The organism is Ruegeria sp. YTSC004 (assembly GCF_059609805.1).
The window spans coordinates 123,426-137,572 of the sequence record NZ_JBXWMJ010000013.1 but is presented as its reverse complement, the minus strand read 5'-3'; the positions used below and the strand labels follow the sequence as shown (position 1 = coordinate 137,572).

Genomic DNA, 14,147 nt, shown 5'->3' with positions numbered 1-14,147 from the left:
TGATGTCCAACATCGGGGGTGCCTTCCGATGTCGAACGTTCACCCCGTTTCTGGTCCAACTGTGACGGTTGGGTCAGATTCGTGTGACGTTCAATAGTAAATGTGGAACGTCACTGATATTTGACTCAATCGACGGCCAAAACCTCATTAAATCGGTCAATCACGTCATTCATTTCTGACCCAAACGTCAAGCATTTGTGACCCAAAAAGAATTGCGGCCGTTTGACCAGATCAAGGAAAGGATTTGTCTTTATGGACGGGCTATGAACAAAACCTCCCCTCGCGTCCTCAGAACCGAGGGCGGCTTGGCGTGACTTTTGACAACAGCGGAAAATACCTAAGTTTGGCAGTTAAACAAATCTGTTCAAATAATTCTCTAGTATTTCCTGGCGTCCAGATTGCGGCTCTGGGTTTATTCCGTCACTTAAAACGCGAGCGAAAATTTCATCCAGGCTGCTGCTTAACATGGACTCCGCTTTTGGAGATTTCCAACCGGAATACCGTTGCGAAAGCGCGTTTTCCAAACCTCCATCTTCAATCATTGCAGCCGCTGCTTTCAAACCGCGCGCGCATATGTCCATTCCACCGATATGAGCCGCCACCAGATCGACGGCGTCAATCGATTGTCGGCGAATTTTGGCGTCGAAATTAGTGCCACCGGTGGTAAAACCACCGGCCTTCAAGATGTAATAGTAAGCTAGGGCAACTTCCGGTGTATTGTTCGGGAATTGGTCTGTATCCCATCCAGACTGATAGTCGTTGCGGTTCATATCAATCGAACCCAGCATCCCTTCTGCGGCCGCGACCGCAATTTCATGCTCAAAGCTATGCCCAGCAAGAATCGCATGGCCCTGCTCGAGATTCAGTTTCACTTCGTTCTCCAACCCGTACTTCCTGAGAAATCCGATGCAAGTAGCTGCGTCATAGTCGTATTGGTGCTTGGAAGGCTCCTGAGGTTTCGGTTCTACAAGAATTGTACCTTTGAACCCGATCTTGTGCTTGTACTCTACGACCATGTTTAAAAATCGGCCCATGTGGTCCAGTTCGGTTTTCAGATCCGTGTTCAGCAGGGTCTCATAGCCTTCACGTCCGCCCCAAAGAACATAGTTTTCGCCGCCAAGCTTGTGGGTCGCGTCGATACAGGATTTTACTGTCGCTGCGGCGTATGCAAAAACGTCAGGGTCTGGATTAGTACTGGCGCCGGACATCCAGCGACGATGGCTAAACATATTGGCCGTACCCCAAAGAAGCTTGGTGCCTGAAACCTGCATCTTTTCACCGATGTAATTGGTGATCTCTTCCAAGGCATTGAGGTTTTCAGCAAAGTTGCCTTGCTCGGGACGGATGTCAGCGTCGTGCCAGCAAAAATAGGGTTGACCCAAAAGTTCAAACATCTCGAAAGCGATATCGGCCTTCATGCGGGCCCGTCCCATGTCGTCCTGCGGATGCCATGGGCGCTCCAGGGTGGGTCCTCCAAAGGGATCCCCCCCTTCCCATGCAAAGGAATGCCACCAGGCCACTGCAAACCTCAGATGGTCTTCCATGCGTTTACCCAAAATCACTTCATCGGGGTTGTAATGCCGGAAGGCCATTGGGTTTTGACTATCCACGCCCTCATATTGGATCCGTTCGATCCCATTGAAAAATCCGCTTGTCATACCTGACCCTATTCTGCTTTTTGCGTTGGCTGTTTGCCGAGAATGATCATCGACAAAAGGTCGTCATCAGTGACGTCTGCGATATCGACCGTGCCAACCAGTTTTCCGTTCTTCATGACCGATGCGCGGTCGCACAGTTCCATGACGGCATGCACGTCATGATCGATCAGGAATATCCCAATGCCTTGCGCCTTTAGCTGGTGGATCAAATCCGCCACCATCTGAGTTTCATGCGGCCCAAGCGCTGCTGTCGGCTCATCCATGATCAAAATACGTGCGTTGAAGTAGACAGCCCGAGCGATCGCCACTGATTGTCTTTGCCCCCCTGACAAGGCGGAAACCGGATCATTGAACTTCTGAAAGTTCGGGTTGAGCTGCGCCATGATTTTTCGGCACTCGGCCTCCATGGCTGCGTCGTTGACCAAACCAAAAGGCGTCGTCATCTCGCGCCCCAGGAACAGGTTTGATGTCGCGTCCAGATTGTCGGCCAAGGCGAGCGTCTGATATATCGTTTCGATATTGTTTGCCCGGGCGTCACGGGGATTGCCAATCTCGACCGGCTTGCCATCGATCAGGATCTCGCCGTGATCCATCTGATAGGCACCGGACAATACTTTGATCAACGTGGACTTTCCGGCCCCGTTATGGCCAAGTAGACCAACGACTTCACCCGGATAGAGATCGACCGACACATGGTCGACGGCCTTGACCCCACCAAAGGAAATCGAGATATCGCGCATCTCGACCAACGGCGGCGCGCCTGAACCGCGCCCGGTGCCGGAAGGTTTTTTCTGCATATCCTGTGCTTGCATCATTTTGCCCCCAGTCGTTTGCGATAAACGATGTCGATATAGACAGCCAACACGAGGACGCTGCCGACCACGATGTTCTGAAACGGCGCGTCAACGCCAACCATTGCCATGCCCGATTGCAGCGCCTGCATGATCAATGCGCCAAGGATCGCGCCATAGATAGTGCCGATGCCGCCGGACAATGCGGTTCCTCCGATCACTGCAGCGGCGATGACGCGCAGTTCGTCCAGCGTGCCAATGTCGTTTGAGTGGTTTGCCAGACGCGCCGAGGCGACCACAGCAGAAACGGCGCACAGGAAGCCCATAAGCGCAAAAATCTTCACGGTCAGCAGCCGAGTATTGATGCCAGAAAGCTCTGCCGCATCCGGGTTTCCGCCGGTGGCAAAGATGTAGCGTCCAAACCGGGTTTTTCGCGCCACAATTGTCAGCGTGACGGCCACGATAATCAGAATGAGGACAGAAATCGGTATGCCGTATCCTACAACCAGCTCCTCTGGCATTGTCTCGCCGCGCGCTTCGAACATACGTTGCAGCCGGCGCGTCGGAATGGCGTAGCTGTTTACGATGTAAACGTACCCAAGGATAGCAATTGCGATTATCCCGGCCAGAGTGGCCTCGGCCCAAACAGGTTTTACCGGGAAACCATGTGACGCTTTTGCGCGGCGACCACTCCACAACGCCCAGATCGCGATCGCGGTGGCGAACAACCCAAACAGCCAGCTTGTCGACGTGCCCAGTGTTCCGTTGGTCCCGCCAAACATCAGGAATGTACTATCCAGAGGACCAATCGTCTGGCCGCTGGTCAGATACCACGCCACGTTTCTCCACACCAGAAATCCACCAAGCGTGACGATGAAGGCTGGTATCGTCAGATAGCCGACCATCCAGCCATGAAACGCACCAATCAGTGTGCCGACAAACAGGCCAACAACAATTGTGATCGCCCAGGTTGCCGGATTGTTCAAACCCATCCCAAGTATTTGCGGCAAAAGCTCGGTTTGCGTCATAGCCATCACAGCCGAGGTTGTTGCCAGCAGCGCTCCTACCGACAAGTCGATGTGGCGAGTGACGATAATGAACACCATTCCGCACGCCATAATGGCCACTGAAACCGTCTGGATGGAGAGGTTGAACAGGTTCCGAGGCGTCAAGAACCGTCCGTCCGTGAAGATGTTGAACCCGATACACAGGATGACAAATGCGCCGATCATTCCTAAAAGCCGCATATCCAGTTCCAGTTGCTGGAACAGGCTGGGTTTCGCTTTTTCAGGTATCGGCTGAGACGAAGTTTCGGTCATTTCCGATCTTTCATATTCAGCATTTGCCCCAGGCCCAGACTAAGAGGCCTAGGGCTGAGTGATTTAGTTACAAGGGGCAGGTCCGTTTTCAACGCCCTGGCAAAGATCTTCCAGCGGGATCCATCCGGCATCAACAACCACGGACAAGTTGCTCTTAGTGATTGGAACAGGCGCTAGGAAAACCGAGTTCATCTCGGTTCCACCCGGTGACGTCCAGCTCACTGCACCTTCGACATCAGTAGGGCTTGTCCCACCGCTCAACGCAACAGCAATTTCGCCAGCGGCCTTTCCAAGTTCGCGAGCATCCTTCCAAACCGAAACCGTCTGAGTTCCCAATGCGACACGGTTCAATGCTGCGTGGTCGCCGTCCTGACCGGAAACCGGAATGCCTTCCATGCCCTGCGCGGTCAGCGCAGCAACAACACCGCCTGCAGTACCGTCATTCGACGCAACGACTGCATCCACGTTGTTCTCGTTCGCGGTCAGGATTTGTTCCATGTTCCGCTGGGCGTTCGCGGGCAACCAGCCATCGGTATAGGCTTCACCAACGATTACGATGTCACCGCTGTCCACTGCTGCTCCGATAATTTCCTGCTGTCCACCCCGCAAGAAATCTGCGTTCGGATCAGTAGGAGAGCCCTTGATCATCACGTAGTTGCCTTTGGGCATGGCCTCAAAGACAGCCCGAGCCTGCATTCTGCCGACTTCCACATTGTCGAAAGTCAGATAGAACGCACGGTCATCCTCAATCAGGCGATCATAAGCAATGACCGGAATACCTTCGTCAGCCGCAGCCTGAACAGCCGGTCCGATTGCTTGCGCGTCTTGGGCCAAAATAATAAGCGCGTCTACACCTTGGGCGATCAGGCTTTCGATGTCCGATAGCTGCTTTGCGGAAGACGATTGCGCGTCCGCCGAGATGTACTCGGCACCCCCTGCTTCAAGCGCCGATTTAATAGCCGCCTCATCCGTTTTCCAACGCTCTTCCTGAAAGTTCGACCAGCTTACGCCAATTACTGGCTCTGCGAATGCGGTCGAAGCCAACAAAGTGGCCACAGCCGAAAAGCTGAGAATTCTCTTCATGATTTCCTCCCATTTGCCGAGCCATCGCATTTCGATTCGCGGCTCTCACAAATTTGAATACCATATTTATTTCAGCCAGTAAAATATTTACTCTACAAGAGGCAGGCAAATTCAAATAGATTGGACCAACAGCAAGATTCGCGAGGACAAGATGCTGAAAAGCAAAGCCTCTCCGGTTTCTTTGGAACAAAGAAATACGACCCGCCTGCGGGTATTGGAGCACATCAGAGCCAAAGGGTCCGTCTCGCGGATCGATATTGCATCCGCCTTGCAAACCAGCCCTGCGACCGTCACCGCTGCCACGGCTGATCTCATCTCGGCCGGGCTAGTCAAAGAGACTGAAAGCCAGGCACAGTCCAAGTCGGGGAAGAGAGGCAGACCCAGAGTATTGCTGCAATTGGACGGCCAGATGTATCTTGTAGCCGGTCTCAAGGTGGCTCGGCAAGTGATCTCGGTTATCTTGGTCGACTTTGAAGGAAACGAAGTCGCATCCCATAAATATGCTTTGGATCACGCCAGGATGTCGCCGCAAGAATTTGTATCGGCGATCCGCGAAGCTCTTGAAGAAACCTGCAATCAGATCGATCGTTCTGTCGCTCATTTGGCAGGTGTTTCTATCGGGGTGGCTGGACTGGTCGATGCAAACAAGAATTTTGTGCACTGGTCTTCTTCGATTACTAAGAGAAACATTGATTTTAGCCACTTGCTTTCAAATGCGCTGCCCTGCCCCGCATTCGTCGACAACGACGCCAATCTTGTCGCCAAGGCCGAACAGCTTTTTGGCTTGGGCAAGGGTTTAAAGAACTTCCTCGTTGTTACGATCGAACACGGTGTTGGCCTTGGCATCGTATTGGACGGCAAACTATACCGCGGAGAACGAGGTTGCGGCGCTGAGTTTGGGCACACCAAAGTTCAACTTGACGGGGCCCTATGCCAATGCGGGCAACGCGGGTGTCTAGAAGCCTATGTGGGCGACTATGCTTTGATCCGCGAGATGACGGTAACTGGTCATACCAACGACATGGACTCCATTTCCGACATTCATGACCGCGCCAACTCGGGTGACGCCAGAGCTTCGTCGGTGCTTGCCCGCGCAGGTCAGATGTTTGGCCTCGGGATTTCCAACCTGATCAACTTGTATGACCCAGAGTGCATTATCGTCTCGGGGGCACAAATGAGCTTTGAGCATTTGTGTTCCAACGAAGTTATGACCCGCATTCAAAGCGGCGTTGTGAATGTCGATGCACCTTTACCCCAGATCAAAGTTCATCACTGGGGTGACATGATGTGGGCCAAGGGGGCGGCAGCCTATGGAATTGAACAAATCTCAATTCTCAAGGTCAAGGAGCTGACGTCGAATGCGTCTTGAGTTTGCGATATTTGCGACTCTGGGCACAGTTGCGAATGCGGGCGCTGTTATTCCCCAGTTTACAAATGTGGAAGTACCAAAACATGTCTATGATGGCGGGTGGGAGCATTTTGTCGGCGGTGGTGTGGCCGTTTTCGATTGCAATGGGGACTCGCTGCCAGAACTATTTTTGGCTGGCGGTTCCAACCGATCTCAACTGTTCATCAATACCTCGAAGGAACAGATAGCATTTCAGGCAAAGACGCCTGAAGATCTTTCGCTGGCCGGTGTGACCGGCGCCTACCCTCTCGACTTTGATAGCGACGGGTTAGTAGATCTGGCGATTTTGCGTGTTGGCCCAGACCTGCTTCTTCGGGGCCATCCCGACTGCCAATTCAGCCCTTTTACTGAACTCGGGTTTCAGTCCGAGGATCACTGGACCACAGGGTTCTCGGCAACATGGGAAAGCGGGCAAGCTTTACCGACCTTGGCGTTTGGCACCTATGTTGATCGGTTTGATCCCGAAGGTCCCTTTGAATCCTGCGGCCCAACCCTTTTGTACCGTCCAGAAGGCGACTCGTATCGTGAGCCGCTGCATCTTGAGCCCGGCTACTGCTCACTTTCCATTTTGTTTTCGGACTGGGCCCGAACTGGCCGCGCAGATCTTCGCGTCAGCAACGACCGCCACTACTATGTTCGCGGCGGTCACGAGCAGTTATGGGCGATGGAACCTGAGCCTCGGCAATACTCAGAAGGCGAAGGCTGGCTTCCATTTTCGATCTGGGGAATGGGGATCGCCTCTCGGGACCTTACAGGAGATGGATTTCCCGAAGTTTATCTGACCTCTATGGGTGACCAGAAACTCCAGATTTTTGACCCAGTGACAAACGGCCCGACCTGGCGCGATGCAACTTACGAAAAGGGTACGACCGCTCATAGACCGCATATCGGCGGAGACGGAAGGCCATCCACCGGGTGGCACGCACAGTTTGGCGACGTCAACAACGACGGCCGGGACGATATATTCGTGGCCAAGGGAAACGTAGAACAGATGCCCGATGCGGCTCTGAACGACCCCAATAACCTACTACTACAGAACTCCGACGGTCAGTTTATTGAAGCTGCAGCAGATGCCGGCATCGCTTCGATGACTAAATCACGCGGCGCGGCCCTTGCCGACCTAAACAATGACGGTCAGTTGGATCTTGTTGTCGTCAACCGAGGTTCTGAGCTCGAAGTCAGCCAGAACTCTTCTCAGGGTGGCAACTGGCTATTAATTGATGTCACTCAGGATCAATCCAATCAATCAGCAATTGGTGGATTTATTGAAGTCAAAACCTCGCTGGGCGTTCAGACCCGCGAGCTCACAATCGGCGGCGGTCACGCTGGTGGTATCGCTGGGTTTCAGCATTTTGGACTTGGGAGTGAGGACCAGGTGCAGGTTCGTATGATCTGGCCGGATGGATCGAAAGGCGAGTGGTTGGACTATCAGCCCAACCAAATCATACGTCTTTACCGCTGATTACTTGTCGACCGGCAACCCGCTTGGAACTTGGTCGGGCACACCTAGCCGCTCTGCCGGGTCTTCAAGGCTTGCCAGAAATCTGAGAAGAGCGTCGATTTCCTGATCCGTCAGGCTTATTTTCGACAAGCCGTTGCTTTGGGCAATCGCCTCCACGTGCTGATGGTCCGACATTGCCCTTTGATCTTTGGGGCCCGGGAAGTCCGGCAATGCGGCCAACTCGATCGAGTAGTTTTCCAACGACGAAACCGCGTCCAGATGATGCCGTACGATGTCCTCAAGTTCGGCAAAAGCTCCGTTGTGTCCGTAAGGAGCTGTCAGTGTCACGTTACGCAAAGATGGCGTGCGGAAAGCAAACGCGTCGTCGGGATCACCGGTCACGCGAAGACGCCCGTCGTCCCTGACATGGTTTTCAAATCGCGCCGCCTTTCCCGGGCCGATCTGCGGCATTGCGATCGAATGAAACTTGTGATCCGTCTGAAACCAGCCCGAATGGCAGTTGCTGCAGCCAGCCTTTCCATAGAACAGGCCCATGCCAATTTCGGCCTCTTCTGACAATTCAGCCTCACCTCGCATCGCACGATCGAAGAGGCTGTTATCCGCGCGCCACTCGAACGCGATGAAGTCTGCGATTACGTTGGCAATTGCCGTGAACGTAACTCCATCATCCGGCGCTATATCCTCAAACCTCTGCTCGTACTCTGGAATGGCCGCAACACGTTCTGCAATCAGATCCCACGCACCGCCTTGCTGTGTAAGAAAGCCAAGGCGAACCGACTTGCTCACATCATTCTCAGAATAGTGACCCGCCATTTCGTCTGGCGACAAAACCGGGAACATGGCCTGTGCGGCCAGCGCTGAATTGAAACCAGACCGCATATGAGTACCCAACGGTGTTCTGATACCATCAGGTTGCGTTGGGTCTGCCTCTAGTCGCCCATCATGGAAAAACGTCGTGAACTCAGTGGCCCCGAGGTTCCAAAGCCCTGGTGAGTTTCGAGGAATACGTTGTTCCGGGGTATTCCCTGGGTCCAATGTCCGCTCTGGACCCAACCCAATTCCCCCTTCCCCTATACCAAGGGAAACACCGTCGGACGTGCCAAGCCTGGGATGATGACAGGTCGCGCAGCTGATATTCCTGTTGCCAGACAAGATCGGGTCATAGAACAGCAAACGCCCCAGCTCAGCACTTGCAAAGTCGGGTTCGAGGAACTCCGGCAGAGAACCAAGCGATTGGGCACGCGCACCACCCACCGCTGAGATTGTTGAGCCGATAATCAAGAATAGCGAAACTGCTCTCATGTCATTCCTCAGAAACTTCTAGAATAAGTTCCTGCCGATACGGATACTCCGGAGTATAGATGATTGAAGGAAACGACGAGATATTCGGTGCGTTGGGGTAACCCGATGGCTCGATACACACACCACGCGAAGTGCGCCGCAGTTTTGTCAGCTCATAGCCCGAATACACCTGTGCTCCCGGTTGGTCAGAGTAGACTGTCAACGCAAGGCCAGAAGGTGAAGTGAGCTCCGCCACCGGAGCCTTTGGGCCGCGATCATGATCAAAGCAAAAATAATGATCGATCCCTTCGGGAGCACTGCCAATCGTTTTGGGCTTTGAAAAATCCAACGCTTTGTCGGTGGTCGCAAGCACCCTGCCCGACGGGATACCCTGATCGTCGATTTTCAGATACCGATTTGAAGCGAGTCTAAGCTTGTGCCGATCTACGCCTTCCGAGGCGCCCAAAGTGTAGAAATTGTGTTGCGCAATGCTTATTGGCGTCGGCCGGTCAGGTTGTGCAGCTATTGAATATACCAAGCGTGGACCCAGCAGGCATATCCTGACCTCGAACCTGATCTCACCCGGAAAGCCGCCCTCACCGTCGCGAGAAACATAGCTCAGAAAGACTTCGTTCTGTGCAATCGGTTCGAGTTCCCAAAACTGTTTAGACAGCCCATCGTCCCCGCCATGAAGTGTGTTTTTGCCCTCGTTGGCGTTCAGCTCAAAACTGGCGCCATCCAAGTCAAACGTCGCGCCGCTGATCCGGTTGGCAACACGCCCTACAATTGCGCCCAGGTAACGCGTATCGGTGAGATACTCATTTGGGTCCTCGAACCCAAGGATGAGCGGGACGTCCTTGTACCACCAACCCTGCGTGATTGCCCCATAGTTCAGGACCGAAACACGCATACTTCCATCGGTAAGAATAGCAGTTTCAATCTGATGGGGCTTACCCGTTTCTGGTTTCATCTTACCGCCAGCGGCGCAAGCGCCTCATAGAATTGCTTATATCTCCGGTATTCATTTTCGTAGACGTCAATCAGATCGCCGCGTGGTTCGATGCGTTCCTGAATATCCGGCGGTGTCATGACTTGCGCCGGCTCAGCGCCGTTGGCAGCACATATCGCGAGGCGCGCAGCGCCCAAAGCGGCACCGAATTCGCTGCCTTTTGGCAAATCCAGTGGAACTTGCAAAACAGTAGCCAAGGTTTCCAGCCAGAACCGAGATCGTGCTCCTCCCCCCACTGCCATAAGGCTATTTGGCTGGGTTCCGGTGCTCTTCAGTGCTTCTAGGCAATCTCTCATTCCAAAGGAAACACCCTCCATTACGGACTGGGTCAACTCAGCTGGTTCCGACGAGATGTCCACGCCCAAAAACGCGCCTCGAATATGGCTATTGTTATGCGGCGTCCGTTCTCCTGACAGATATGGCAGGAAGGTGATCGCTGTAGGTCCATTCAGTTTTTCAGGCATAGCTGAAGCGAGTCTTTCCACGGGTTCGCCCAGATTGCGAGCAAGCCAGTTCATGCTGTTCGTTGCTGAAAGCATAACACCCATTTGTATCCACCGATCAGGAACCGCATGACAAAAACAGTGCACGGCTGTTTCCGGATCAGGAGCATAGGCTTCCCGCGCAACAAGCAATACGCCAGACGTTCCGAGTGAGACAAAACCGGTGCCGTCGTTGATGCTCCCGATCCCGCAGGCAGCGGCAGCATTGTCGCCAGCACCTCCAGCCACGACAACCGGATTCGAAAGCCCCCACTCCTGCCTCAATCGGGTCTTCAACTCTCCACCCGGATCACTGCCTTCGACCAAGCGCGGCATCTGCTCGACACGCATGTGACCTATGGCTAGCGCCTTTTCTGACCACTGCCGAGTGTCAACGTCCAGCCAGGATGTTCCTGCGCCGTCAGACATGTCTGAAACATATTCGCCAGCCAGCCAAAACCGCAAATAATCTTTCGGCAGCAATACCTTGCCGACCTTTGAGAACACATCCGGCTCATTCGCACGCAACCATTCGAGTTTCGGCGCCGTAAACCCCGGGAATACGATGTTTCCCGATATTGCGCGCATCTCTGGTGTTTGATCTAGTGTCCCCGCTTCGTCGGCTGACCGAGTATCGTTCCAAAGAATACAGGGCCTCAATACTTCGCCATCATGATCCAGTAGTGTAGCGCCGTGCATGTGTCCGCTTAGGCCAATACCTCGCAATTTTGAGAATGCTTGCTGGTTGCCAATGCGAAGCTTCCCAACAACCTCTTCGCAAGCGTTGGTCCAATCCAAAGGATCCTGCTCAGACCAGCCAGGCTTAGGCGTCGAAGTGGAAATGCTGACTTCGGCATCACCGACAACGTGTCCTGTGTCATCTACCAGAATCCCGCGGAGACCTGACGTTCCCAAATCTAAGCCCAGATACATTGAGCACCACCCGCCTATATATTTTAATGATTAAAATTATTTGAAACAGGGATCTTGTCAAGGCTCCGTCAAAGGAGTGCCCTCCAATCGTATCTGGATCAGAAAGCACGAACGCGACAACCTTCGATACCCAGGATAGCCAAAAGAAAGACAGAGCAAGAGTTGAGTTTAATCGTTTGACCGAATATGGCTCAAACCTCTTAGAAAAACCACTTTGCCAGGAGGCAAGGTTTAAGCGAGTATTTCCCCAGTTTGACCGACCGTTAGCGTTCCACCATTAACCACTTCGACATAAACGCCCATATCCATATGGCCCATCAATTTCCGAATAAGGTAGGGTATATTCAAGTCGCGCTCGGCCGTTTTCGGGTTCACTTCAGTTGCTGCACACCTTTTCGTGCGTGAGAGTATCTTCAACTCGACATCGCCAAATCTTAAAACTGATCCAACTGCATCCAGCTCAGCAAACGAAGGTAAACCGTCTATCTCAATATTCGCTCGGAAGCGCGCCGGGTGGATTTCCGCGTTCAGTAGTTCGCCCAACTTTTTCACAGAGGTCAGATTCAAAACGGATATCGCGTTCATCATTTGCGTTGATACGACAGATACATCTGTAAACCTATGAGGAGCAGAGGAGACAAACTTTGGCAGCTCTGGATCTTTTAAATCGATCTCTGAAGAAAGGTACTCTGCCGCACTCCTCCTATCTTCAGACTCTCGCATGTCAAAGCGTCGTGTCTTTCCATTCGCATTGATCTCAAGTGCCTGGGACTCAATTTCAAAACCGGTCTGAATGCCTGCCAGTGCAGCCTCGTTCAACAAAACGACAAAACGATCTTTCGGCAGTGGCATTGGGTTCTGCATGTCGAAACCGGAGTTGTAGCGAGCAAATCCGAACAGGCGATCGCCCGGAATGCCCCCTCCTGCTCGCAGCGCCACAGTTCGCATAGGCTCGGAACTCAAGCCTTTTATTGGGTAGCGGTTCAATCGGACGATGGAGAGATTGTTCATACGTCTGCACCTGACCACAAAGAGTTATGCACGGTCCCGAGTTGTCCACGCTATTTGAAGTTATCTCGAGTGCTCAAAGGCGTCGACCAAGTAATCTTTGAGCGCTTCAGAAGCGGGTTCGCTGAACCTGTTGGCCGCATGACGGCTGCGCCCATTTAAGTCGATATGACCATACAATACCTCGCTGCCGAAAATACATGCGCATCAAGTCCAAAGAATAATTTCTTTAGGAATCAATGACTAAGAGACAAAATTGGCGATCTCTTTCGGGTTTATGAGGTACGAACCTCAAAATTTTCTGGACTTGAGGTGCGTACCTCAAATAGCCTTGGAGGTATGCCGCGATTCGCACATCCTCGATTGACGGCGAAAAAAGGGAGGAATGGATGACTTACACAAAACTGGCTTCGGTCAGCGCAATAGTCCTTGCCGCTACTACTCTTTCTACCAAGGCAAATGCTGAAGATCTGACACTATGTTGGGCGGCATGGGACCCGGCCAACGCGCTTGTCGAACTATCAAAGGAATTCGAAGCAGAATCCGGCCACACAATGAATTTCGAATTTGTTCCTTGGCCAAATTTTGCGGACAGGATGCTGAACGAACTGAACTCCGGCGGTAAGCTCTGCGACCTGCTGATTGGTGACAGCCAATGGATCGGCGGTGGCGCTGAGAATGGCCACTATGTCCAGCTGAACGACTTCTTCGATGCTGAAAGCATAAGCATGGACGATTTCGCACCTGCAACAGTTTACGCTTATTCGACCTGGCCCAAGGGTACACCAAATTACTACGCGCTTCCCGCGATGGGCGATGCGAATGGTTGGTTCTACCGCAAGGATTGGTTCGAAAACCCTGAAATCCAAGCCGCGTACAAAGAAGCGACTGGTCAGGACCTACGCGAGCCTCAGTCTCAGAAAGAGTTGTTGCAGATCGCACAGTTCTTCCAAGGTCGTGAAATCGACGGCAAGACTGTGTATGGGGCTGCAATCTTTACCGAGCGCGGCTCGGAAGGGATCACCATGGGTGTCACTGGGGCCCTGTATCCGTGGGGTTTCAAATACGAAAACACTCCTGGATCATATGATATGGAAGGTGCTGTAAACTCACCGGAAGCGGTTGAGGCTCTGGAGTTCTATAAAGAGTTCTACAAAACGGCGACGCCTCCGGGATACACGAACTCTTACATGGGTGAGAGCTTGGATGCATTTAAATCCGGTCAGGTCGCCATGGCTATGAACTGGTTCGCGTTCTTCCCGGGTCTTTATGCCGATCCCAATACCGGTGGTGACAAGATCGACTTCTTCGTGAACCCACCACAAAATCAGGCAGGCTCGACACTGGGCGGACAAGGTATTTCTGTTGTCAGCTACTCTGACAAACAGGACGCCGCGCTTGAGTACATAAAGTGGTTCGCGCAGCCGGAAGTTCAGGCCAAATGGTGGGAACTTGGCGGTTACTCGGCACATAACTCGGTGCTTGGAGATCCTGGTTTCGTGGACAGCCAACCGTTTGCCGGTGATTTCCTAGAAGCAATGGGTGGGGTGCAGGATTTCTGGCAAGAGCCTGCCTATGCGGAACTCCTGTTGGCAATGCAGAAACGCATCCACGACTACGTGGTTGCCGACCAAGGGACAGCTCAAGAAGCGCTTGATCTTTTGATCGAAGATTGGACGGAAGTCTTCGAAGACGAAGGCAAGCTGTAACCCG

Annotated in this window: 11 protein-coding genes; 3 read left to right on the top strand and 8 right to left on the bottom strand. The window is 52.9% G+C overall.

Annotated features, from left to right (window positions below; all coding sequences use genetic code 11):
* Positions 1-350: 350 nt before the first annotated feature.
* The 4 genes from xylA to xylF form a co-directional block, all read right to left on the bottom strand.
* Positions 351-1,658, bottom strand: coding sequence for a xylose isomerase (gene xylA, locus AC2FFP_RS19995; RefSeq protein WP_496769336.1), 1,308 nt, complete (start codon positions 1,656-1,658; stop codon positions 351-353).
* An 8-nt stretch (positions 1,659-1,666) separates the two neighbouring features.
* Positions 1,667-2,470, bottom strand: coding sequence for an ATP-binding cassette domain-containing protein (locus AC2FFP_RS19990; RefSeq protein ID WP_496738333.1), 804 nt, complete (start codon positions 2,468-2,470; stop codon positions 1,667-1,669).
* A complete protein-coding gene (locus tag AC2FFP_RS19985; protein WP_496769339.1) occupies positions 2,470-3,768 on the bottom strand; it encodes a sugar ABC transporter permease in 1,299 nt (432 codons plus the stop codon). The genes AC2FFP_RS19990 and AC2FFP_RS19985 overlap by 1 nt, the downstream gene beginning before the upstream one ends.
* 63 nt (positions 3,769-3,831) lie before the next feature.
* On the bottom strand, positions 3,832-4,851 hold the full coding sequence (gene xylF / locus AC2FFP_RS19980; protein ID WP_496881404.1) for a D-xylose ABC transporter substrate-binding protein: 1,020 nt from the start codon (positions 4,849-4,851) through the stop codon (positions 3,832-3,834).
* 151 nt (positions 4,852-5,002) lie between these two features.
* On the opposite strand from xylF, the gene AC2FFP_RS19975 reads away from it, so the two are divergent.
* Both AC2FFP_RS19975 and AC2FFP_RS19970 read left to right on the top strand, forming a co-directional pair.
* Complete coding sequence (locus AC2FFP_RS19975) at positions 5,003-6,220, top strand: ROK family protein (RefSeq protein ID WP_496845147.1); 1,218 nt, start codon at positions 5,003-5,005, stop codon at positions 6,218-6,220.
* Entirely contained in the window at positions 6,210-7,721 is a 1,512-nt protein-coding gene (locus tag AC2FFP_RS19970) for a CRTAC1 family protein (protein WP_496769345.1), read from the top strand. The genes AC2FFP_RS19975 and AC2FFP_RS19970 overlap by 11 nt, the downstream gene beginning before the upstream one ends.
* Here the strand turns inward: AC2FFP_RS19970 and AC2FFP_RS19965 are convergent, their stop codons facing one another.
* The 4 genes from AC2FFP_RS19965 to AC2FFP_RS19950 all read right to left on the bottom strand — a co-directional run bounded on the left by AC2FFP_RS19965 (position 7,722) and on the right by AC2FFP_RS19950 (position 12,437).
* Entirely contained in the window at positions 7,722-9,023 is a 1,302-nt protein-coding gene (locus tag AC2FFP_RS19965) for a cytochrome-c peroxidase (protein ID WP_496769347.1), read from the bottom strand. It lies immediately after the preceding gene.
* 1 nt (position 9,024) lies between these two features.
* A complete protein-coding gene (locus AC2FFP_RS19960) occupies positions 9,025-9,972 on the bottom strand; it encodes an aldose epimerase family protein (protein ID WP_282120643.1) in 948 nt (315 codons plus the stop codon).
* Complete coding sequence (xylB, locus tag AC2FFP_RS19955) at positions 9,969-11,426, bottom strand: xylulokinase (protein ID WP_282120642.1); 1,458 nt, start codon at positions 11,424-11,426, stop codon at positions 9,969-9,971. Before xylB ends, AC2FFP_RS19960 begins: the two co-directional genes overlap by 4 nt.
* Positions 11,427-11,657: 231 nt before the next feature.
* Positions 11,658-12,437 carry an MOSC domain-containing protein gene (locus AC2FFP_RS19950; protein ID WP_496769350.1) on the bottom strand — a complete coding sequence of 260 codons (780 nt, stop codon included), beginning with the start codon at positions 12,435-12,437 and terminating at the stop codon, positions 11,658-11,660.
* A gap of 386 nt (positions 12,438-12,823) precedes the next feature.
* On the opposite strand from AC2FFP_RS19950, the gene AC2FFP_RS19945 reads away from it, so the two are divergent.
* Complete coding sequence (locus tag AC2FFP_RS19945; RefSeq protein ID WP_496769352.1) at positions 12,824-14,143, top strand: ABC transporter substrate-binding protein; 1,320 nt, start codon at positions 12,824-12,826, stop codon at positions 14,141-14,143.
* The last annotated feature ends 4 nt before the right edge of the window (positions 14,144-14,147 follow it).

Excerpts from the sequence above, each read along its gene's own strand:
- xylA (WP_496769336.1), bottom strand. The coding sequence starts at position 1,658 with ATGACAAGCGGATTTTTCAATGGGATCGAACGGATCCAATATGAGGGC.
- AC2FFP_RS19990 (WP_496738333.1), bottom strand. The coding sequence starts at position 2,470 with ATGCAAGCACAGGATATGCAGAAAAAACCTTCCGGCACCGGGCGCGGT.
- AC2FFP_RS19985 (WP_496769339.1), bottom strand. The coding sequence starts at position 3,768 with ATGACCGAAACTTCGTCTCAGCCGATACCTGAAAAAGCGAAACCCAGC.
- xylF (WP_496881404.1), bottom strand. The coding sequence starts at position 4,851 with ATGAAGAGAATTCTCAGCTTTTCGGCTGTGGCCACTTTGTTGGCTTCG.
- AC2FFP_RS19975 (WP_496845147.1), top strand. The coding sequence starts at position 5,003 with ATGCTGAAAAGCAAAGCCTCTCCGGTTTCTTTGGAACAAAGAAATACG.
- AC2FFP_RS19970 (WP_496769345.1), top strand. The coding sequence starts at position 6,210 with ATGCGTCTTGAGTTTGCGATATTTGCGACTCTGGGCACAGTTGCGAAT.
- AC2FFP_RS19965 (WP_496769347.1), bottom strand. The coding sequence starts at position 9,023 with ATGAGAGCAGTTTCGCTATTCTTGATTATCGGCTCAACAATCTCAGCG.
- AC2FFP_RS19960 (WP_282120643.1), bottom strand. The coding sequence starts at position 9,972 with ATGAAACCAGAAACGGGTAAGCCCCATCAGATTGAAACTGCTATTCTT.
- xylB (WP_282120642.1), bottom strand. The coding sequence starts at position 11,426 with ATGTATCTGGGCTTAGATTTGGGAACGTCAGGTCTCCGCGGGATTCTG.
- AC2FFP_RS19950 (WP_496769350.1), bottom strand. The coding sequence starts at position 12,437 with ATGAACAATCTCTCCATCGTCCGATTGAACCGCTACCCAATAAAAGGC.
- AC2FFP_RS19945 (WP_496769352.1), top strand. The coding sequence starts at position 12,824 with ATGACTTACACAAAACTGGCTTCGGTCAGCGCAATAGTCCTTGCCGCT.